The sequence below is a fragment of the Streptomyces sp. NPDC025833 genome (assembly GCF_055558055.1).
Genome location: NZ_JBVHNF010000005.1, coordinates 58,412 through 78,225 on the forward strand (window position 1 = coordinate 58,412; position 19,814 = coordinate 78,225).

The window sequence follows — 19,814 nt, forward strand, 5'->3', positions numbered from 1 at the left end:
GGCCGCCGGAGCCGTCCCGGCAGGCCGCTGGAGGCATCCTCGCACCTGCCGCCGACGACGCGCCCGGGACCCGGACAGAAGTGATCTTGATTGGTCGGCTCTGCCCCCAAAAGTGCCTGACCGGTACCCCGCCGACGATCAGTTGAGATCGGTCACGTCCGGTCCCGGCAACCGGGCGACCGGGACGCGCGTCTTTCCGTCGAGACCCCCCGAACCTGCCCGGGAACGCGTACCTGCCGCCCCGGAGCACGGCACTACAGTGGGGCGGAACGACTTCAGGACAGCAACCAGCAGGGAGCGCGTGACGTGCGGCCAGTCGGCAGCAAGTACCTGCTTGAGGAGCCGCTCGGACGCGGCGCCACAGGCACCGTCTGGCGTGCCCGCCAGCGCGAGACCGCGGGCGCCGAGGCGGCCGTGCCCGGCCAGCCGGGGGAGACCGTCGCGATCAAGGTCCTCAAGGAGGAGCTGGCGAACGACCCGGACATCGTGATGCGCTTCCTGCGCGAGCGCTCCGTCCTGCTCCGGCTCACCCACCCGAACATCGTCCGGGTCCGCGACCTGGTCGTCGAGGGCGACCTGCTGGCCCTGGTCATGGACCTCGTCGACGGTCCCGACCTGCACCGCTACCTGCGCGAGAACGGCCCGCTCACCCCGGTCGCCGCCGCGCTGATGACCGCCCAGATCGCCGACGCGCTCGCCGCGAGCCACGCCGACGGCGTCGTCCACCGCGACCTCAAGCCCGCCAACGTGCTGCTCCTCCAGCAGGGCGGCGAGATGCACCCGATGCTGACCGACTTCGGCATCGCCCGCCTCGCCGACTCCCCGGGCCTGACCCGCACCCACGAGTTCGTCGGCACGCCCGCGTACGTGGCCCCGGAGTCCGCCGAGGGCCGCCCGCAGACCTCCGCCGTCGACGTCTACGGCGCCGGCATCCTGCTCTACGAGCTGGTCACCGGGCGCCCGCCGTTCGGCGGCGGCAGCGCCCTGGAGGTCCTGCACCAGCACCTGAGCGCCGAGCCGCGCCGCCCCTCCACCGTGCCCGAACCGCTGTGGACGGTCGTGGAACGCTGCCTGCGCAAGAACCCCGCGGAGCGGCCCAGCGCGGCGAACCTCGCGCGCGGGCTGCGCGTCGTCGCCGAGGGCGTCGGCGTGCACGCGAACGCGGCGCAGATCGCCGCGGCCGAGGGCGTCGGCGCGCTGCTCGCGCCCGACCCGGCCCCGGCCGCCGTCCCGGGTGAGCCCGGCGCCGCCGACCCCACCCAGGTGCTGCCGACGAACGCGCCGCAGGGGGCGTACGACCCGAACGCGGCGACCAGCGTCATGCCGCACACCGGCGGCCCGGCCGGCGCCGCCGACCCCACCGCCGTGCTGCCGCACACCGGCGGGGCGGACCCGACCGCGGTCCTGCCGCCCGTCCCGCCCGGGCAGCCGGGCCAGGACGGCCCCGGCGGACCGCAGCAGCCGCACCCCTGGCAGAACCAGTTGCGCGCGGCCCGCGACCGCAACGAGCAGACGCAGGTCCAGTACCTGCCCCCGGACGAGGACCCGCTGCGCCGCCGCCCCCAGCGGCAGGTCGCCCCCCGGCCCCAGCAGCAGCCGCACCCGGCCCCGCAGGGCCGCCCGCAGCAGCCGCAGCCGCGCGGCCGGCAGCGTCCGCAGCAGGCCCCCGGGTACGGCTATCCGCAGCAGCAGCCCCAGCGGTACTCCACGCCGCAGCCGCAGCAGTACGCCCCGCCGGCCCGGCCCGAGCCGCGGCGGCCCGAGCGCGAGCCCCGGGCGCCGCGGCAGCGCAGCGCCAACCCGATGAAGATCCCCGGCCTCGGCTGCCTGAAGGGCTGCCTGTTCACGATCGTCATCCTGGTCGTGGCGAGCTGGCTGATCTGGGAGTTGACCCCGTTGCAGGACTGGATCGGCACCGGCAAGGGCTACTGGGACCAGCTCAGCGACTGGGCCGGCACGGTCGGCGGCTGGATCAAGGACCTCGGCGGCTCGTCCGGCGGGAACTGACCACAGGCTTGGGGATTTGTCGACATCTGCCGGGTGATTTCCGGCTCCGCGGTGAAGGTTGGCTCGTCGGACGCGTAGTTTTGACGACAACACGCGTCTGTAGGAGCAGTCTTGGCACGGAAGATCGGCAGCCGGTACACCGCGAACCAGATCCTGGGCCGGGGCAGCGCCGGCACGGTGTGGCTGGGCGAGGGACCGGACGGCCCCGTCGCCGTCAAACTGCTGCGCGAGGACCTCGCCTCCGACCAGGAGCTGGTCGGCCGCTTCGTGCAGGAGCGCACCGCGCTGCTCGGCCTGGAGCACCCGCACATCGTCACCGTGCGGGACCTGGTCGTGGACGGCAACGACCTGGCCCTGGTGATGGACCTGGTGCGCGGCACCGACCTGCGCACCCGGCTGGAGCGGGAACGCCGTATGGCACCCGAGGCGGCCGTGGCGATCGCCGCCGACGTCGCCGACGCGCTGGCGGCGGCGCACGCGGCCGGGGTGGTCCACCGGGACGTCAAGCCCGAGAACGTCCTGCTCGACATGCAGGGCCCGCTCGGGCCGGGCGGATCGCACCCCGCCCTGCTCACCGACTTCGGCGTCGCCAAGCTGATCGACTCCCCGAAGCGGACGAAGGCCACGAAGATCATCGGGACGCCTGACTACCTGGCCCCGGAGATCGTCGAGGGCCTGCCGCCGCGGGCCGCCGTGGACATCTACGCGCTGGCCACCCTCCTGTACGAGCTGCTGGCCGGCTTCACGCCGTTCGGCGGCGGACACCCCGGCGCGGTACTGCGCCGGCACGTCACCGAGACCGTCGTACCGCTGCCCGGCATCCCCGAGGAGCTGTGGCAGCTCCTGGTGCAGTGCCTGGCCAAGGCCCCCGCCTCCCGGCTGCGGGCCTCGGAGCTGGCGGCCCGGCTGCGCGAGCAGCTGCCCGTGCTGGCCGGGATGCCGCCGCTGGACGTGGACGAGCCGGGACCCGCCGAGGAGGGCGCGGCCGAGCCCGCGCCGGCGGCCCCCGAGGACGGCGAGCCGGTACGGCGGCGCGGCGCGGTGTCCCTGGTGCCCGGCGCCAAGCCGGACTCCAACCGGGACACCCACACGTCGATGCGGGTGCCGGGGCCGGACGAGCTGGCGGGCGGGGCGCACGGGACCGCCCGCGTCCCCCGGTCCCCCGGCGCGCCCCGGCCCGGCTCGGCCCGGCACCGGGCCGCGGTGCGGCGGCGCCGGATCACGCTGGGCGTGGCCGGGGTGGTGGTCGCGGCGGCCGTGGGCGTCGGCGCCTGGTGGGCGTCGGCCGACGGGGACGACGGGCCGGCGCCGGCCGACCACAGCACGTCGGCGCCCTGAGCCGCGCCGGGAGGGCCGCCGCGGTGCGGGGACCGCTCGGCCGAGGTCGCTTGCCACAGCCGTTACGCTGGAAGGCGTGGCAGTCGTCGATGTATCCGAAGAGCTGAAGTCCCTCTCCTCGACCATGGAGTCGATCGAGGCCGTCCTGGACCTCGATGCGTTGAGGGCGAATATCGCCGTGCTTGAGGAGCAGGCGGCGGCCCCGTCCCTGTGGGACAACCCGGACGAGGCACAGAAGATCACCAGCAAGCTCTCCCACCTCCAGGCGGAGGTCAGGAAGGCGGAGGGGCTGCGCGGCCGGATCGACGACCTCGCGGTCCTCTTCGAGATGGCCGAGGAGGAGGACGACCCGGACACCCGTGCCGAGGCCGAGTCCGAGCTGACCGCCGTCCGCAAGGCGCTGGACGAGATGGAGGTCCGCACCCTGCTGTCCGGCGAGTACGACTCCCGGGAGGCGCTCGTCAACATCCGCGCCGAGGCCGGTGGCGTCGACGCCGCCGACTTCGCCGAGAAGCTCCAGCGCATGTACCTGCGCTGGGCCGAGCAGCGCGGCTACAAGACGGAGCTCATCGAGACGTCGTACGCCGAAGAGGCCGGCATCAAGTCGACCACCTTCTCCGTGCAGGTGCCGTACGCCTACGGCACCCTCTCCGTCGAGCAGGGCACGCACCGCCTGGTGCGCATCTCGCCCTTCGACAACCAGGGCCGCCGCCAGACCTCCTTCGCGGGCGTCGAGGTGCTGCCGGTCGTCGAGCAGTCCGACCACGTCGAGATCGACGAGAGCGAGCTGCGCATCGACGTCTACCGGTCCTCGGGCCCCGGCGGCCAGGGCGTCAACACGACCGACTCCGCGGTCCGCATCACCCACCTGCCCACCGGCATCGTGGTCTCCTGCCAGAACGAGCGGTCGCAGATCCAGAACAAGGCCACCGCGATGAACGTCCTCCAGGCCAAGCTGCTGGAGCGGCGCCGCCAGGAGGAGCAGGCCAAGATGGACGCCCTCAAGGGCGACGGCGGAAACTCCTGGGGCAACCAGATGCGTTCCTACGTGCTGCACCCGTACCAGATGGTCAAGGACCTCCGCACCGAGCACGAGGTCGGCAACCCGGAGGCCGTGTTCAACGGCGAGATCGACGGGTTCCTGGAGGCCGGTATTCGCTGGCGCAAGCAGCAGGAGAAGTAACTTTGCCGACAAGCCAACTGCCGCTCGCCGAGCGGCAGTTGTCTTTTGTCCGGCTTCCACGCCAGCCTCACAGGCGGCGATTCCCCGCAAACGGCACCCCGTCGGACATTGCGCGCGCAACGCCCTTGACGATCCCTTGAAAAATCGGAAGGGTGAGGCGCGGCATGCGTGTTTGAGGGGCGCATGTGAACCGGGGGACCGAGTTGACGCGCTTCGTCACCAGCTGCCTCCGTCGATCACGGCACGCCCCACGCGACGCCCTTTGACGAACAGCTACTGGGGGTAGCAACCATATGACGAAGAAGACGCGGATCCGGGTCGCGCGGATAGCCGCCGGCGCCGTGATCGCGGCCGGTGCGTCGCTGACAGCGGCCGGCGCGGCTTCCGCCCTGGACATCCAGGCGGGTCCGATCGGTCTCGGCGTGAGCGGCGTCGGAGCGGACGGCGGCGGCACCGAGGGCGGCATCGGCGGTGGCACCGAGGGCAGCGACGGCGGCGACGGCGGCTGCGACATCGTGGTCTGCACCGGTACGAACGGTGAGACCGGCGCGAACGGTGAGACCGGTACGAACGGTGAGACCGGTACGAACGGTGAGACCGGTACGAACGGTGAGACCGGCGCGAACGGTGAGACCGGTACGAACGGTGAGACCGGCGCGAACGGCGAGACCGGTACGAACGGTGAGACCGGCGCGAACGGCGAGACCGGTACGAACGGTGAGACCGGTAACAACGGTGGTAACGGCAATTCGGGTGACGGCAGCAACTCGGGTGGCAACGGCAACTCGGGTGGCAACGGCAACTCGGGCGACGGCAGCAACTCGGGTGGCAACGGCAACTCGGGCGACAGCAGCAACTCGGGTGGCAACGGCACCTCCGGTGGCAATGGCACCTCGGGTGGCAACGGCACCTCCGGTGGCAATGGCACCTCGGGTGACAGCAGCAACTCCGGCGGCAACGGCAACTCGGGTGGCAACGGCACCTCCGGTGGCAATGGCACCTCGGGCGACAGCAGCAACTCGGGTGGCAACGGCAACACCGGCACCGTGACCGGCGGCGACTCCGGCGACACGGGCGGCACCGGCGGGATCGGTGGGACCGCCGACGGCGGCACCACCGGCAACAACACCATCCCCGACGGCGGCAACAACAACGTGCCGCAGGACGCGGGCTCCTCGGCGCTGACCGACACCGGCTCCGACACCACGGCCCAGGGCGGCGACACGCAGCTCGCCGAGACCGGTGCCGGCCAGACCGCGTTCCTGCTCGTGGGCGCCGCGACGATGATCGCCGGCGGCATCGGCTTCCGCGTCCTGCCGCGCCTGGCGGCCGGCCGGGGTGCCGCCGCCTGAGCGTAGCCCCACGCTCACGCGCCGCACCTGCGGGGCAGACGTAAGGGCCCGGAGCCTGTGGCTCCGGGCCCTCACCACGTTCGTCGCCGGCTTCCTACGCGGTCTGGTGCGCCAGCAGCGCCACCGCGGTGATCAGTACCGCCAGCAGCGCGACCAGCGCCATCGGGTTCAGCCCGTTCAGCCCGCCGAGGAAGCCTTCCTGCTGCAGTCGCGCGCGGTTGGCACGGCACACCGGGCACCGGCCCTCGCTCACGGGCGCCGCACAGTTCGCGCACACCAACCGGTCGTACGTCATGCGCTCGCCCTCCTTGCACCGGCCATCACACGTACAACGCTCAGGGGAACGAGAACGTTCCCCTCGTCCCCCGCCCCTTCCAGCTTCCACTGTGCCAGGTTCCCCGGGCGCGTGCGCGGGGCCCGTGCGGAGGGGGTGCGGACAGGGGGCGGTACAAATACGCACAAGTATTGCCCAACCTCAGCCTGCGACTGCGCTCGCGCACCCGGTTCGCGTATGGTCACGCTCATCTACCCCCGGCGACCCGTGGTGCATCCGTGATCCGATTCGACAGTGTCTCCAAGGTCTACCCCAAGCAGACCCGTCCCGCACTCAGGGATGTCTCCCTGGAAGTGGAGAAGGGCGAGTTCGTCTTCCTCGTGGGGTCCTCCGGCTCCGGGAAGTCGACCTTCCTGCGGCTCGTCCTCCGCGAGGAGCGGTGCAGCCACGGGCAGGTGCACGTGCTGGGCAAGGACCTCGCCCGTCTCTCCAACTGGAAGGTGCCGCAGATGCGCCGCCAGCTGGGGACCGTGTTCCAGGACTTCCGGCTGCTGCCGAACAAGACGGTGGCGGAGAACGTGGCCTTCGCGCAGGAGGTCATCGGCAAGTCCCGCGGCGAGATCCGCAAGTCGGTGCCGCAGGTGCTCGACCTCGTCGGCCTGGGCGGCAAGGAGGACCGCAGGCCGGGCGAGCTGTCCGGCGGTGAGCAGCAGCGCGTCGCCATCGCCCGCGCGTTCGTCAACCGGCCCAAGCTGCTGATCGCCGACGAGCCCACCGGCAACCTCGACCCGCAGACCTCCGTCGGCATCATGAAACTGCTCGACCGCATCAACCGGACGGGTACCACCGTCATCATGGCGACGCACGACCAGAACATCGTGGACCAGATGCGCAAGCGTGTCATCGAGCTGGAGAAGGGCCGCCTCGTCCGCGACCAGGCCCGCGGCGTCTACGGCTACCAGCACTGACCGCACCCAGTTCCCGAAAGGCCCGAAGAACCCGCCATGCGCGCCCAGTTCGTCCTGTCCGAGATCGGTGTCGGTCTCCGCCGCAACCTGACGATGACCTTCGCCGTCATCGTCTCCGTCGCCCTGTCCCTGGCCCTGTTCGGCGGCTCGCTGCTGATGAGCGACCAGGTGAGCACCATGAAGGGCTACTGGTACGACAAGGTCAACGTCTCGATCTTCCTGTGCAACAAGCACGACGCGGAGAACGACGTCAACTGCGCCAAGGGCGCGGTCACCGAGGACCAGAAGAAGCAGATCCTCTCCGACCTGAAGGGGATGCAGGTCGTCGAGAAGGTGACCTACGAGACGCAGGACGAGGCCTACAAGCACTACAAGGAGCAGTTCGGCAACTCCCCGCTGGCCGGGTCGCTGACGCCGGACCAGATGCAGGAGTCGTACCGCATCAAGCTCAAGGACCCGCAGAAGTACCAGGTGATCGCGACCGCGTTCAACGGCCGCGACGGCGTGCAGTCGGTGCAGGACCAGAAGGGCATCCTGGACAACCTCTTCCAGTTGCTGAACCTGATGAACCGCGGCGCGCTCGGCGTGATGGCGATGATGCTGATCGTCGCCCTCCTGCTGATCGTCAACACCGTGCGCGTCTCCGCGTTCAGCCGCCGGCGCGAGACCGGCATCATGCGCCTGGTCGGCGCCTCGGGCTTCTACATCCAGGCGCCGTTCATCGCCGAGGCCGCGGTCGCCGGGCTCATCGGCGGCGGCCTCGCCTGTGTGGGCCTCGTCGTCGGCCGGTACTTCACCATCGACCACGGCATGGACCTCTCCCACAAGCTCACGCTCATCAACTTCGTGGGCTGGGACGCGGTGTTGACCAAGCTGCCGCTGATCCTCGCGACCAGCGTGCTGATGCCGGCGCTCGCGGCGTTCTTCGCGCTGCGCAAGTACCTCAAGGTGTGACGCATCCCAAGAAGGGCCGTACGCGCATCCGCCCGTACGGCCCTTCGCGTTGTCCTAGACTCACCGCCATGTCAGGCCGTGACCCGTTCTGTCAGCCCCGCCGTATCCGCCACGGGGCCGCCCTGACATTGGTCTTCGCCGGCGTGCTGATCACCGGGGCCGCCACCGGCTCGCTCCCGGAGCCCGGCGAGCCCGCGCCCGGCACCGCCGCCGCGCCGGCGGGCGCGGCCGCCCGGCACCGGGCCGTCGAACGGGCCGCCGCGCAGGCCGCGGCCGACGGCAAGTCCCCCATGGAGGCGGCCGAACGGGCCGTCAGCCGCAGCGGCGACCGCTGGGCGGCGGTCTACTCCGAGGGCGAGTACGAGGAGTTGCGGGACGCGCTCGACGGCCGGTACACCGGCGTCGGCCTGTGGGCCCGGCGGCGGCCGGACGGCCGGATCGAGGTCACCCGGGTGCAGCCCGGCTCGCCCGCCGCCGACGCCGGCATCCGCACTGGCGACCGGCTGCGCAGCGTCGACGGCCGCCCGGTCGACGGGCGGCCGGTCACCGAGGTGATCGCCCTGCTCCGCGGCAACGCCCAGGACGCCCCGGCCGGCACGAGCGTCACCCTTGGCCTGCGGCGCGGCACCCACGCGTGGACCCGGACGCTGCGCCGGGCCGAGCTGTCCACCGACTCCGTGACCGTGCGTCGGCTGCCCGGCGGACCCACCGTCCTGAAGATCTCCGCGTTCACCAAGGGCTCCGCCGGCGCGGTCCGCGAGGCCCTGCGCGCCGCCCCGGCCGACGGGCGCACCGTCCTCGACCTGCGGGGCAACTCCGGCGGCCTGGTCACCGAGGCGGTGGGGACCGCCTCCGCCTTCCTGGATGGCGGCCTGGTCGCCACCTACGACGTCGACGGCGACCAGCGCGCCCTGCACGCCGCCGCGGGCGGCGACACCGCCCGGCCCCTGGTCGTCCTCGTCGACGGCGGCACCATGAGCGCGGCCGAGCTGCTCACCGGCGCCCTCCAGGACCGGGGCCGCGCCGTGGTGATCGGCTCCCGCACCTTCGGCAAGGGCTCCGTCCAGATGCCGACGGAACTGCCCGACGGCTCGGTGGCCGAGCTGACCGTCGGCCACTACCGCACCCCGGCCGGGCGCACGGTCGACGGCCGCGGCATCAACCCGGACCTGGAGGCCGGCTCCCGGGCCCTGCAACGCGCCGAGACGGTCCTCACGGGCCTCGGCGGCCCGTCGTGACCCCGTAAATGCGCTTCCCCCGCACCCCCTGTGTGGTGCGAAAATGGTCGGCACTATGAGCAAGGGAATGTACGTACCCAAGGAGTCCCAGCCCAAGCAGGGCGGAGGGGCCGCGAAGACGGCCAAGGACGGCAAGCGCAAGCTCGTCGCGCAGAACAAGAAGGCCCGGCACGACTACGCGATCATCGACGTCTACGAGGCCGGGCTCGTGCTCACCGGGACCGAGGTGAAGTCGCTGCGCCAGGGCCGCGCCTCGCTGACCGACGGCTTCGTGCAGATCGACGGCAACGAGGCGTGGCTGCACAACGCCCACATCCCCGAGTACGCCCAGGGCACCTGGACCAACCACGCCGCGCGCCGCAAGCGCAAGCTGCTCCTGCACCGCGAGGAGATCGACAAGCTGGAGACGAAGTCCCAGGAGACGGGTCACACGATCGTGCCCCTCGCCCTGTACTTCAAGGACGGCCGGGCCAAGGCGGAGATCGCCCTCGCCCGGGGCAAGAAGGAGTACGACAAGCGGCAGACCCTGCGGGAGAAGCAGGACCGGCGCGAGTCGGACCGGGCGATCGCGGCGGTCCGGCGCAAGCAGCGCGGCGACGCCTGACCGTCCCCCCGGGGAATACGCTGGCACCTTCGTGCGTTGGTCACGTACGATGGCACTGCACCCCACGGAGGGTGCGCGCCCCCTCTTCGGAGGGATTGAAAAAACAACATGGGGATGATCGGTTTCGACAGCGGCTGTCGAAGCAGGGGAAGCGTGTCGAGAAAGCGGCCATGATCTCGTAAACCACAGGCCGAAAAAAATAATCGCCAATACCAAGCGCGATTCCTTCGCCCTCGCTGCCTAAGTAGCGACGTGCGAAGTGTCAGCCCGGGGCTGTTCCCGACCCGGATCCTGGCATCAGCTAGGGAACTAAACCTTGATCCCGGTCACGGGGTGAAGAGGGAAATCAAACAGTGACTGGGCCCGTCGGCGACTTGTTCGCGTGATCGCCGGGGCCGAGAAAAGCACAGCGGACTGCGCACGGAGAAGCCCTGGTTCCGCACCGTTGGACGCGGGTTCGATTCCCGCCATCTCCACGATCAGGAGGCTTCCGAGTCTCCTTCCCATGTGGGCGAAGGCCCCGCCGCTCCCGCGGCGGGGCCTTCGTCATGACTGCGCCGGGTCCTTCCACTCCTCGCCCAGCAGCCTCGGATCGGGCAGGTTGAGGTGGGCGAGCCCGGCCGCCGTCAGCCGGCAGACGCCCACGTCCTCGATGCGCCGCCGCTCCACCAGGTGGGGCGGCAGCAGCTCGACGTCGGCGGTGAGCAGCTTCGCCACCGATCGACAACCCCGCGCCCGGTACGGGGAGTCGTTACGGGTCCGGGGGACCGGTGGGGTGCGTGGGGCGTGTGACGACGCCGGACGGGCGCCGTGACCGTTCCCGGTCGTAGACGACATCCGATCGTGTGGGATCGGTCACGCTGATAACAATCCGCTTACTTCCGGTCGCCGTCCGTAAGGGAACGCACGGTGATCGAGTCGGGTGCGGAGTCCGACCGCCGCGGAGCCGCACCCCGCCGTGTCCGGCGGGCGGCGACGCGCCGCGCGGCCACCGGTACCAGGCTGAGGAGCAGGGCCGACGTGCCCGCCGCGGCCGGTACCGCGAACGCGGTGACGGGGGAGAGGTGCTCCGTCGCCCAGCCGCCCGTCGCCGAACCGCAGGCGATGCCGGCGAGCAGGCCGGTCACCATCAGGCTCATCCCCTCGTTCAGCCGGTCGGCCGGGGTACGCCGCTGCACCAGGCCCATCGCCGTGACCATGGTCGGCGCTGTCGCCATGCCCGCGACCAGCAGCGCACCGGCCAGGACCGGGAGCGAGCCCGTGCCGGCCGCCGCCCAGGGCAGCGTCATCAGCGCCGCCATGGCGGCCAGGCAGCGGTGCAGCCGGGGGGCCGCCGGCCGCAGCGCCCCGTACACCAGCCCCGCCGCGCACGAGCCGGCCGCCTGGAGGGCGAGCACCGCGCCCGCCGCCGCGCGGTGTCCCTGCGCGTCGGCGTACGCGATCGTGACGACCTCCATCGAACCGAAGACCGCGCCGGTGGCGGTGAAGCAGGCCAGCAGCGGCGGGATGCCGGGGCTGCGCAGCGGGGACGGCGCCTTCGAACGGGCCCGCGGCGGCGGCTCGGTGGCCCGCTGGGCGGTGAACAGCACCATCCCCGCCAGCAGCAGCACCGCCCCGGCGAGCGTGCCCGCCTCCGGGAAGCACGTGCCGGTCAGGAAGGACGCGAGCACCGGGCCGAGCATGAAGCACAGCTCGTCCGCCGCCTGCTCGAACGCGTTGGCGGTGTGCAGCGCGCCGGGCTCGTCGCGCAGCAGGTGGGCCCAGCGGGCGCGGGACAAGCCGCCGATGTTGGGGGTCGCCGCGGTGCAGGCGTAGGCGGCGAACAGGGTCCAGCCGGGGGCGTCGTAGCGGACGCACAGCAGCAGCGCGAGGCTGCCGAGCGCGGAGAGGACCGTGGCCGGCAGGGCCACCGCGGCCTGCCCGTGCCGGTCGACGAGCCGGGCCAGCCAGGGTCCGGCCAGCGCGGTCGCCGCGAGTCCGGTCGCGGTGACCGCGCCGGCGAGGGCGTACGAGCCCCGGGCGCCGGCGATCATCACGACGGCGCTCACGCTGAACATGCCCATGGGGAGGCGGGCGAGGAGGTTGCCCGCGGTGAAGGCGCGGGCGCCGGGCAGGCCGAACATGCGCCGGTACCCCGCGAACCGGCGGCCTGCGTCCCGTATCGGGCTGTCCTGGGTGGTCTGTTGCGGCATGCGTCCACGGTCCCGGCAGGTGGATCACTGGGTCCAACACCTGGTGGCGGCCGATTGACGCACCGGAGTTGTAGATTCGCCGCCATGCCCGCCGCCCACCCGGACCCCCGCCTGCTGCGCGCCTTCGTGGCCGTCGCCGAGGAACTGCACTTCACCCGCGCCGCCGCCCGCCTGTACGTCGCCCAGCAGGCGCTCAGCCGGGACGTGCGCAGGCTGGAACGGGAGCTGGGCGCCGAACTCTTCCTGCGCACCACCCGGCAGGTCGCGCTCACCCCGGACGGCGAACGCCTGCTGCCGCACGCCCGCCGGGCCCTCGGCGCCCTGGACGACCTGCTCGCCGCGTTCGCCCCGGGGCAGGCCCGCCCGCTCCTGGTCGACCTCAACTTCCGGGGCCTGGCCACCGGGCACCGGGTGCTGCGCCGGGCGCGTGAACTCGCTCCGGACTGCGAGCTGATGGCCCGCTACGAGAGCGGACTGACCGGCGCCGCAGCCGAGTTGCTGGCCGGCCGGCTGGACGTCTCCTTCGGCCGGTTCGCCGGCCTGGACCCGGCCCTGCGCGCGGGACTCGCCCACCAGCCCGTGCGGTACGAGCCGATGACCGTCGTACTCCCCGAGGAACACCCGCTGGCCGCCCTGCCGGAGGTCCCGCTGGCGGCGCTGGCCGGGGAGACGGTGTACGCCGGTGCGGGCAACCCGCGCACCCGGGAGTGGACCGATCTGGCCCGCGCGCTCTTCGACGGGCGCGGCATCCGGCTGGCCGCCCCGCTCCCGCTGGCCGTCGGCGACGAGGAGTTCGGGCGGATGATGGACCGGACCGGGAACCCGGTGCTCGCCGTGGTGGACTTCCCGCCCATGGCCCGGCGGGTGAGCAGGCACCTGGTCGCGCCCGTACCGCTGTCCCCGGTCTCGCTGGTGTGGCGCAAGGGCCTGGCCCACCCCGGCCTGGACGCGCTGCGCGGGGCGGCACGGGAGATCGCGGCGGCGCGGGGGTGGCTGCGACGGCCGGCCGACGCGTGGCTCCCGCCCTCGGACGCGGCAGCGATGAGCCCCACGCCCCGGGCCGACCGAAACCCCTGACCGGAAAACCCCCCGCCCCCTCAGACGGCCCGCCTTCTTGGTGGCCCGAGCTGTCGGTGTCTGCCTCTCCGGTGGCCTGCGCTGTCGGCGTCCGCCTCCGCGGGGACCTGTGCTGTCGGCGCCCGCTTCTTCGGGGGCTCGCTGAATCGGGCTGTTGCCTCCGGCCGTGCTGGTTCGGCCCTTCCGGCCGCCCCGGTGACGTCGCCGCCCCGTCTCGCACCCTCACCTCACCCCGGCTCGCCCCAGCAAGCGGCAGCGGTACCGGCACCGCGCGTTCGCGCGTTGTGGTCGTCTTCTACGCTGTCTGCTCCGTGGTCGGCCGGGTCGCGTTCCTTCGCCGTTCCGCCGGGCGGGTCCCGCAGGCGGGGGCCCGGCCCGGTGCCGGGCGTGGCACCGGCGACACCCGGCCGGACCGGCACCGTCACGCAGTGTCGACGAGCCCGGCCGGCGTGCCGGTCAGCTAGGAGAGCCCATGTACGAGGAAGAGCAGCAAGCCCCGCACGGTCCCCTCGCCGGGTTCACCGTGGGCGTCACCGCCGCGCGCCGCGCGGACGAATTGGGCGCCCTGCTCCAGCGGCGCGGCGCCGACGTCGTGCACGCCCCCGCCCTGCGGATCGTGCCGCTCGCCGACGACGGGGAACTGCGCGCCGCCACCGAGCGGATCGTCGACCGGGGGCCGGACGTCGTCGTGGCCACCACCGCGATCGGCTTCCGCGGCTGGGTCGAGGCCGCCGACGGCTGGGGACTCGGCGAGCCGCTGCTCGGCCGGCTGCGCGGGGCACGACTGCTGGCCCGCGGCCCGAAGGTCAAGGGCGCCCTGCGGGCCGCGGGACTCACGGAGGAGTGGTCGCCCTCCTCCGAAGCCATGGCCGAGGTGCTCGACCGCCTCCTGGCGGAGGGCGTCGACGGTTCGCGCATCGCCGTACAGCTCCACGGCGACCCCCTCCTCGACTTCGTCGAGTCGCTGCGCGCCGCCGGGGCGGAGGTGCTGCCGGTGCCGGTCTACCGCTGGATGCCCCCGGAGGACCCCGGCCCCCTGGACCGGCTCCTGGACGCGGCCGTCACCGGCGGGCTGGACGCCGTCACCTTCACCAGCGCTCCCGCCGCGACCTCCCTCCTCTCGCGCGCGCAGGACCGCGGCCTGCTGGACGAGCTGCTGTCGGCCCTGGCCCACGACGTCCTGCCCGCCTGTGTGGGCCCGGTCACCGCGGTGCCGCTCCAGGCGCGCGGGGTCCGCACGGTCCAGCCGGAACGCTTCCGGCTGGGCCCCCTCGTCCAGCTCCTGTGCCAGGAACTCCCGGCCCGGGCAGGGTCGTTGTCCGTCGCCGGGCACCGGCTGGAGATCCGCGGCCACGCCGTCCTGGTCGACGGCGCCCTACGGCCCGTCCCGCCGGCCGGCATGTCCCTGCTGCGCGCCCTCTCCCACCACCCCGGCCGGATGGTGTCCCACACCGGTCTGCTCGGCGCCCTCCCCGGCGCACACGCGGTGGAGACGGCGGTGGCAGACCTGCGCACGGCCCTCGGGACCCCGGAACTGATCCAGGCCGTGGCGGACGAGGGCTACCGCCTGGCCACGGACCCGGACCGCGCGGACCCGGACGCGTAGACGGACCGCCCCGGCCGGCGCCCTTGCCGTCCGCCGGGGACCGGCCGCCGGTGCCGGGACGGCGGCCGGGTACGGCGGACCGCGGTACGAGGGGTTCCGGCCCACCCGCCGGGCGGGCACTGTGGAGGCGGGGACGCGACGGCTCCCCGCACGCTTCCTGCCCAGGCGGTGACTCGCACATGGCATCCGGCAGCGCCACACCCCCCTACGAGCCCCGGTTCGACGCCGGGCGCGTGTGCCTGGACCTGCTAGCCACCGCGCATCCGGGCGAACGGCTCGACGGGCCGGGGGCGTTGCGCGCGTGGATCGGGGGTGCTGGGCTGGTGCCGCCCGGTACGTCGCTGGCGCACGCCGACGGCTCCTGGCTGCCGGGGTTCCGGGAACTGCGGGCGAACGTGGCCGTGCTGGTGCGGGGCGTGCGGGGCGCGCCGGCACCGGGGTACGGGCGTGCGCTCGCCCGGGTCAACGAGATCGCGCGGGCCGCGACCCCGGTCCCGCTCGCCGTGCCCGGGGAGGACGGCGCTCTCGTACGGGCGCTGGCCGGGCCGCCCGGCTGCGCGGCCCTGCTCGCCGTCGTCGCGCGGGACGCCGTGGAGCTGCTCACCGACCCCGCCGCGCGGGCCGCCGTACGGGAGTGCGAGGGGGACGACTGCCCCCTGGTGTACGTGGACGCCTCCCGCGGCCGGCGCCGGCGCTGGTGCTCCAGCGAGGTGTGCGGGAACCGGGAACGGGTCGCCCGGCACCGCCGGCGGGCCGCCCTCGCACGAGCCTGAGGGGCGCCCCCGGCGCCCGGACGGCCGGGACACCGGCCACGGCACCGCGCCTGCCCTGCACGACCGCGTCCGCGACAGCGCGTATCCCGCCCGTCGCGCTTGCCCGGAGAAATCCGCCCGCCACTTGAACACCCGGCCCCCCGCGTCCGTACCCGTGGGCGAGCGACCGACTGGGGGAGGCCCCGGACACCGGAGGTGGGCGTGCGCGAGGATGCGGCCGTGGCCGAAGGGCGTGGAGCGAGGGCCCGGCACCGCCTGTCCGCACCGCTCCCGGAGCCGGACGAGGAGCCGGACGAGGAGCCCGACGACGAGCTGGTGCGCGCGCTGTACCGGGAACACGCGGGTCCCCTGCTCGCGTACGTCCTGCGCCTGGTCGCCGGGGACCGGCAGCGCGCCGAGGACGTCGTGCAGGAAACCCTCATCCGGGCCTGGAGGAACGCCGGCCGGCTCGATCGGACGACCGGTTCGGTACGCCCCTGGCTGGTGACGGTCGCGCGCCGCATCGTCATCGACGGCCACCGCAGCCGCCGGGCCCGGCCGCAGGAGGTCGATCCGTCGCCGCTGGAGGCCGTCCCCGCGGAGGACGAGATCGACAAGGCGCTGTGGCTGATGACCCTGTCGGACGCGCTCGACGACCTCACCCCGGCCCACCGGGAGGTGCTCGTCGAGACGTACTTCAAAGGGCGCACGGTCAACGAGGCGGCCGAGACGCTGGGCATACCGGCCGGCACCGTCCGTTCCCGGGTCTTCTACGCCCTGCGGTCGATGAAGCTGGCACTGCGGGAGCGGGGGGTGACGGCGTGACGAGCGGCGGGCACGCAGGGACGCGGGGATCCGCTCCGGGTGGTCCGGACCGGGCCGGGCGCACGGGCCCCGGTCCGGGATCTCCGGAGGCGGGCGCGCACGAGAGCGTCGGCGCCTACGCCCTCGGGATCCTCGACGACGCGGAGGCGACCGCCTTCGAGGCGCACCTCGCCGGCTGCGCGTGGTGCGCCCGGCAACTGGACGAACTGGCCGGGCTGGAACCGGTGCTGGCCGCGCTCGCGGACCTGCCCGGCTCCGGCGGCACGCCCGCGATCGGTGACGCGCTGTCCGCGGAGCCCACTCCGCGGCCGGTGGCGGAGCTGCTCGCCGAGGTCGCCGGGGAGCGCGCCCGCGAGCGCCGGCGCGGCCGACGGCTGATCGCGGCGGCGGCCGCGCTGATCATCGCCGGCCCGCTGACCGCGGTGGCGGCGACGAGCGGCGGTTCCGGCGCCCACCCGCGGGCCGCGGCGGCACCGGCCCGGGTGACGTTCGGCACCATGCCCGACAGGAGGTCCGCCACGGACGCGGCGACCCGGGTCAGCGCGACCGTCGCCGTGGCGCCCGAGGACTGGGGCACCCAGGCGGTGCTGGAACTGCGGAACGTCACCGGCCCGCTGAAGTGCTCCCTGGTGCTCGTCGCCAGGAACGGGCAGCGCGTGACCATGGCGTCGTGGTCGGTGCCGGGCCGGGGGTACGGCGGGCCGGGCGCCGGGCCCGGGGGCGCGGGGCAGCCGCTGTACATCGGCGGGACCGCGGCCTTCCGGCCGGACGAGATCGACCACTTCGAGGTGGTGACGTTCGAGGGCCGCAGACTGGTCCGGATCGGCGCGTGACGCCCCCGGCGGTCCCGGCGGCGCGGGCGGGCGCCGTTCCGCCCCCTGGCCGCGCGGTCGCCGCGGCCGTGCGCACGGCTGCCCGCGCCCCGGCGAAGCGGCGGCCACGTAGCTTTGACGGCCCCCCTTCGCGTACGGTTGACGGCTGCCCAGCACGTCAGAAGGGGGCCAGGTGGCCGCTCAGGTTCAGCAGTCCGCGGTCGGCTCGGTACAGGACGCACCCGATTCCGTCCGTGACCGAGAGATCAGCGTCGAGCAGGAACACCTGGACCGGGTGTACCGGCGGCTGGAGGAGAAGATCCACGAGGCCGAGTTCCTGATGCAGGACGCGGCCCGGCGCGGCCAGGTCGGCACGCCGGGCGCGCTGGCCGAACGGGACGCCCAGGTCTTCCGCGCCGGCATCCACCTGAACCGGCTCAACAACGAGTTCGAGGACTTCCTCTTCGGCCGCATCGACCTGCTCCTCGGCAAGGACGGCAAGAAGGGGCCCGACGGCGCGTACACGGCGGTGGAGCCCGCCGAGGGCGCGGTGCGGGACGACGGCACCGCCGACATCGCCGAGACCCTGCACATCGGCCGCATCGGCGTCCTCGACGAGGACTACTCCCCGCTGGTCATCGACTGGCGCGCGCCCGCCGCCGCGCCGTTCTACCGGGCCACGCCCGTGGACCCGGGCCGGGTGGTGCGCCGCCGGGTCATCCGGTCCAAGGGACGCCGGGTGCTCGGCGTCGAGGACGACCTGATGCGGCCCGAGCTGTCGGCCCGCCTGGACGGCCGCGAGCTGGCCGTCATCGGCGACGGCGCGCTGATGGCCGCCCTCGGCCGGGCCCGCGGCCACACGATGCGGGACATCGTCTCCTCGATCCAGGCCGAACAGGACCTGGTCATCCGGGCCCCCGCCGCCTCCGTCACCTACGTCGAGGGCGGGCCGGGCACCGGCAAGACCGCCGTCGCGCTGCACCGCGCCGCCTACCTGCTCTACCAGGACCGCAGACGCTACGCGGGGGGCATCCTGATCGTCTCCCCGACGCCGCTGCTCGTCGCCTACACCGAGGGCGTGCTGCCCTCGCTCGGCGAGGAGGGCCAGGTCGCGATCCGCGCGATCGGCTCCCTGGTCGACGGCGCGGAGGCCACGCTGTACGACTCCCCGGCCGTGGCCCGCGCCAAGGGCTCCCACCGGATGCTGAAGGTGCTGCGCAAGGCCGCCCGGGGCGCCCTGGAACTGGGCACGGCCGCGCCCGCGGGGCAGCTCGCCCTGGACGCCGCCGCCGCCGCCGACGCCGCCGACGACCGGCCGGTCTTCGCCGGCCCGCCCACGCGCCTGCGGGTCGTCGCCTTCGGGCGCCGCCTCGAACTGGAGGCCGATGAGCTGGACCGCGTCCGCCGCACCGCGCTCGGCGGCACCGCGCCCGTCAACCTGCTCCGCCCGCGCGCCCGCAGGCTGCTGCTGGACGCGCTGTGGGCGAGGTCCGGCGGCGGCGCCCGGCACACCGACCCGGAGCTGGCCGCCGAGCTGCGCTCGTCCTTCGACGAGGACGTCACGGGCGAGGACTCCTTCACCGGCTTCCTCGACGCCTGGTGGCCCGAGCTGACCCCGGCGGCCGTGCTCGCCGCCATGGCCGACGAACGGCGGCTGGGCCGCTGGGCCCGGCGCATCCTCAACCCCGGCGAGGTCCGCAAGGTCGCCCGCTCCCTGAGACGCGACGGCCACTCCGTGCACGACATCGCCATGCTGGACGAACTCCAGGCGATCCTCGGGGCGCCGGCCCGGCCCCGCAGGAAGCGCGAACTCGACCCGCTGGACCAGCTCACCGGCCTGGAGGAGCTGATGCCGGTGCGCGAGGAGTCGCAGCGGGAGCGGGCCGAGCGGCTCGCCCAGGAGCGCACCGAGTACGCGCACGTCATCGTGGACGAGGCGCAGGACCTCACGCCGATGCAGTGGCGCATGGTCGGCCGCCGCGGCCGGCACGCCACCTGGACGGTCGTCGGGGACCCGGCGCAGTCCTCCTGGTCCGACCCGGACGAGGCGGCCGAGGCCCGTGACGAGGCCCTCGGCACCCGGCCCCGGCGCCGCTTCCGGCTCACCGTGAACTACCGCAACCCGGCGGAGATCGCCGAGCTGGCCGCGAAGGTGCTCGCGCTCGCCATGCCCGGCTCCGAGTCCCCGACCGCCGTCCGGTCCACCGGGGTCCAGCCGCGCTTCACGGTCGCCGGGGGCTCCCTGGAGGAGGCCGTACGGGCGGCGGCCGAACGGCTGCTGCACCTGGTGGACGGCACGGTCGGCGTGGTCGTGGCGATGAACCGGCGCGATGAGGCCCGGCGCTGGCTGGCCGGGCTCGGCGACCGGGTCGTCGCCCTCGGCAGCCTGGAGGCCAAGGGCCTGGAGTACGACGCGACGGTCGTCGTCTCCCCGGCGGAGATCGCCGACGAGTCCCCGGCCGGCCTGCGCGTGCTGTACGTGGCGCTGACCCGGGCCACCCAGCAGCTCACGGTGGTGTCGGGCGACCGGGACGAGCCGGACGCGGCGGGGGTCCCGGACCTGCTGCGGGACTAGGTCCGGGTCGCCGTGATCCGGATGCGGGGGAAACCCGGTGCACGGGAATGGCCGTAC

The 19,814-nt window shown here is 73.8% G+C and carries 17 protein-coding genes and 1 other RNA gene; 15 read left to right on the top strand and 3 right to left on the bottom strand.

The features are described from left to right. The first annotated feature begins 306 nt into the window (after nt 1-306). The 4 genes from ACZ4K2_RS09725 to ACZ4K2_RS09740 all read left to right on the top strand — a co-directional run bounded on the left by ACZ4K2_RS09725 (nt 307) and on the right by ACZ4K2_RS09740 (nt 5,880). On the top strand, nt 307-2,007 hold the full coding sequence (locus ACZ4K2_RS09725) for a serine/threonine-protein kinase (protein ID WP_467471332.1): 1,701 nt from the start codon (nt 307-309) through the stop codon (nt 2,005-2,007). Nucleotides 2,008-2,118: 111 nt separating this feature from the next. Beyond that, on the top strand, nt 2,119-3,345 hold the full coding sequence (locus ACZ4K2_RS09730) for a serine/threonine-protein kinase (protein ID WP_467471334.1): 1,227 nt from the start codon (nt 2,119-2,121) through the stop codon (nt 3,343-3,345). Between the two features lie 76 nt (nt 3,346-3,421). After that, nucleotides 3,422-4,528: a peptide chain release factor 2 gene (gene prfB / locus ACZ4K2_RS09735; protein WP_467471336.1), complete on the top strand. Its 1,107-nt coding sequence runs from the start codon at nt 3,422-3,424 to the stop codon at nt 4,526-4,528. Between the two features lie 293 nt (nt 4,529-4,821). Further along, a complete protein-coding gene (locus ACZ4K2_RS09740; protein ID WP_467769951.1) occupies nt 4,822-5,880 on the top strand; it encodes a hypothetical protein in 1,059 nt (352 codons plus the stop codon). A gap of 94 nt (nt 5,881-5,974) precedes the next feature. Here the strand turns inward: ACZ4K2_RS09740 and ACZ4K2_RS09745 are convergent, their stop codons facing one another. Then, nucleotides 5,975-6,175, bottom strand: a complete 201-nt coding sequence (locus ACZ4K2_RS09745; protein WP_467471340.1) for a hypothetical protein — start codon at nt 6,173-6,175, stop codon at nt 5,975-5,977. 257 nt (nt 6,176-6,432) lie between these two features. Here ACZ4K2_RS09745 and ftsE point away from each other — a divergent pair, with 257 nt between their 5' ends. From ftsE to ssrA, 5 genes are all read left to right on the top strand, one after another. Then, on the top strand, nt 6,433-7,122 hold the full coding sequence (gene ftsE / locus ACZ4K2_RS09750) for a cell division ATP-binding protein FtsE (RefSeq protein WP_467471342.1): 690 nt from the start codon (nt 6,433-6,435) through the stop codon (nt 7,120-7,122). A 36-nt stretch (nt 7,123-7,158) separates the two neighbouring features. Next, complete coding sequence (gene ftsX / locus ACZ4K2_RS09755; protein WP_467471344.1) at nt 7,159-8,076, top strand: permease-like cell division protein FtsX; 918 nt, start codon at nt 7,159-7,161, stop codon at nt 8,074-8,076. Between the two features lie 68 nt (nt 8,077-8,144). Further along, nucleotides 8,145-9,314, top strand: a complete 1,170-nt coding sequence (locus tag ACZ4K2_RS09760; RefSeq protein ID WP_467471346.1) for a S41 family peptidase — start codon at nt 8,145-8,147, stop codon at nt 9,312-9,314. A 55-nt stretch (nt 9,315-9,369) separates the two neighbouring features. Beyond that, entirely contained in the window at nt 9,370-9,918 is a 549-nt protein-coding gene (smpB, locus tag ACZ4K2_RS09765; RefSeq protein WP_467471348.1) for an SsrA-binding protein SmpB, read from the top strand. Nucleotides 9,919-10,028: 110 nt separating this feature from the next. Continuing rightward, nucleotides 10,029-10,397: a transfer-messenger RNA gene (gene ssrA / locus ACZ4K2_RS09770) on the top strand. A gap of 67 nt (nt 10,398-10,464) precedes the next feature. On the opposite strand, the gene ACZ4K2_RS09775 is transcribed toward ssrA, so the two are convergent. Then, the gene (locus tag ACZ4K2_RS09775) at nt 10,465-10,635 is read right to left on the bottom strand and encodes a hypothetical protein (RefSeq protein WP_467471350.1); all 171 of its coding nucleotides are present in this window, start codon (nt 10,633-10,635) and stop codon (nt 10,465-10,467) included. A 158-nt stretch (nt 10,636-10,793) separates the two neighbouring features. Beyond that, on the bottom strand, nt 10,794-12,110 hold the full coding sequence (locus tag ACZ4K2_RS09780) for an MFS transporter (RefSeq protein WP_467471352.1): 1,317 nt from the start codon (nt 12,108-12,110) through the stop codon (nt 10,794-10,796). A gap of 84 nt (nt 12,111-12,194) precedes the next feature. On the opposite strand from ACZ4K2_RS09780, the gene ACZ4K2_RS09785 reads away from it, so the two are divergent. The 6 genes from ACZ4K2_RS09785 (at nt 12,195) to ACZ4K2_RS09810 (ending at nt 19,757) form a co-directional block, all read left to right on the top strand. After that, complete coding sequence (locus tag ACZ4K2_RS09785) at nt 12,195-13,187, top strand: LysR family transcriptional regulator (RefSeq protein WP_467471354.1); 993 nt, start codon at nt 12,195-12,197, stop codon at nt 13,185-13,187. Nucleotides 13,188-13,659: 472 nt separating this feature from the next. Continuing rightward, a complete protein-coding gene (locus ACZ4K2_RS09790) occupies nt 13,660-14,793 on the top strand; it encodes a uroporphyrinogen-III synthase (protein WP_467471357.1) in 1,134 nt (377 codons plus the stop codon). Nucleotides 14,794-14,972: 179 nt separating this feature from the next. After that, on the top strand, nt 14,973-15,566 hold the full coding sequence (locus tag ACZ4K2_RS09795) for a CGNR zinc finger domain-containing protein (protein WP_467471359.1): 594 nt from the start codon (nt 14,973-14,975) through the stop codon (nt 15,564-15,566). Nucleotides 15,567-15,761: 195 nt separating this feature from the next. Next, entirely contained in the window at nt 15,762-16,370 is a 609-nt protein-coding gene (locus ACZ4K2_RS09800; protein ID WP_467471361.1) for a sigma-70 family RNA polymerase sigma factor, read from the top strand. After that, nucleotides 16,367-17,203 (top strand): zf-HC2 domain-containing protein, encoded by an 837-nt coding sequence (locus ACZ4K2_RS09805; RefSeq protein ID WP_467471364.1) that lies wholly within the window; start codon nt 16,367-16,369, stop codon nt 17,201-17,203. Before ACZ4K2_RS09800 ends, ACZ4K2_RS09805 begins: the two co-directional genes overlap by 4 nt. Before the next feature lie 172 nt (nt 17,204-17,375). Then, the gene (locus ACZ4K2_RS09810) at nt 17,376-19,757 is read left to right on the top strand and encodes a HelD family protein (protein WP_467471368.1); all 2,382 of its coding nucleotides are present in this window, start codon (nt 17,376-17,378) and stop codon (nt 19,755-19,757) included. Nucleotides 19,758-19,814 lie beyond the last annotated feature (57 nt).

Excerpts from the sequence above, each read along its gene's own strand:
- ACZ4K2_RS09790 (WP_467471357.1), top strand. The coding sequence starts at position 13,660 with ATGTACGAGGAAGAGCAGCAAGCCCCGCACGGTCCCCTCGCCGGGTTC.
- ACZ4K2_RS09785 (WP_467471354.1), top strand. The coding sequence starts at position 12,195 with ATGCCCGCCGCCCACCCGGACCCCCGCCTGCTGCGCGCCTTCGTGGCC.
- ACZ4K2_RS09740 (WP_467769951.1), top strand. The coding sequence starts at position 4,822 with ATGACGAAGAAGACGCGGATCCGGGTCGCGCGGATAGCCGCCGGCGCC.
- ACZ4K2_RS09780 (WP_467471352.1), bottom strand. The coding sequence starts at position 12,110 with ATGCCGCAACAGACCACCCAGGACAGCCCGATACGGGACGCAGGCCGC.
- smpB (WP_467471348.1), top strand. The coding sequence starts at position 9,370 with ATGAGCAAGGGAATGTACGTACCCAAGGAGTCCCAGCCCAAGCAGGGC.
- ACZ4K2_RS09795 (WP_467471359.1), top strand. The coding sequence starts at position 14,973 with ATGGCATCCGGCAGCGCCACACCCCCCTACGAGCCCCGGTTCGACGCC.
- ftsX (WP_467471344.1), top strand. The coding sequence starts at position 7,159 with ATGCGCGCCCAGTTCGTCCTGTCCGAGATCGGTGTCGGTCTCCGCCGC.
- ACZ4K2_RS09745 (WP_467471340.1), bottom strand. The coding sequence starts at position 6,175 with ATGACGTACGACCGGTTGGTGTGCGCGAACTGTGCGGCGCCCGTGAGC.
- ACZ4K2_RS09760 (WP_467471346.1), top strand. The coding sequence starts at position 8,145 with ATGTCAGGCCGTGACCCGTTCTGTCAGCCCCGCCGTATCCGCCACGGG.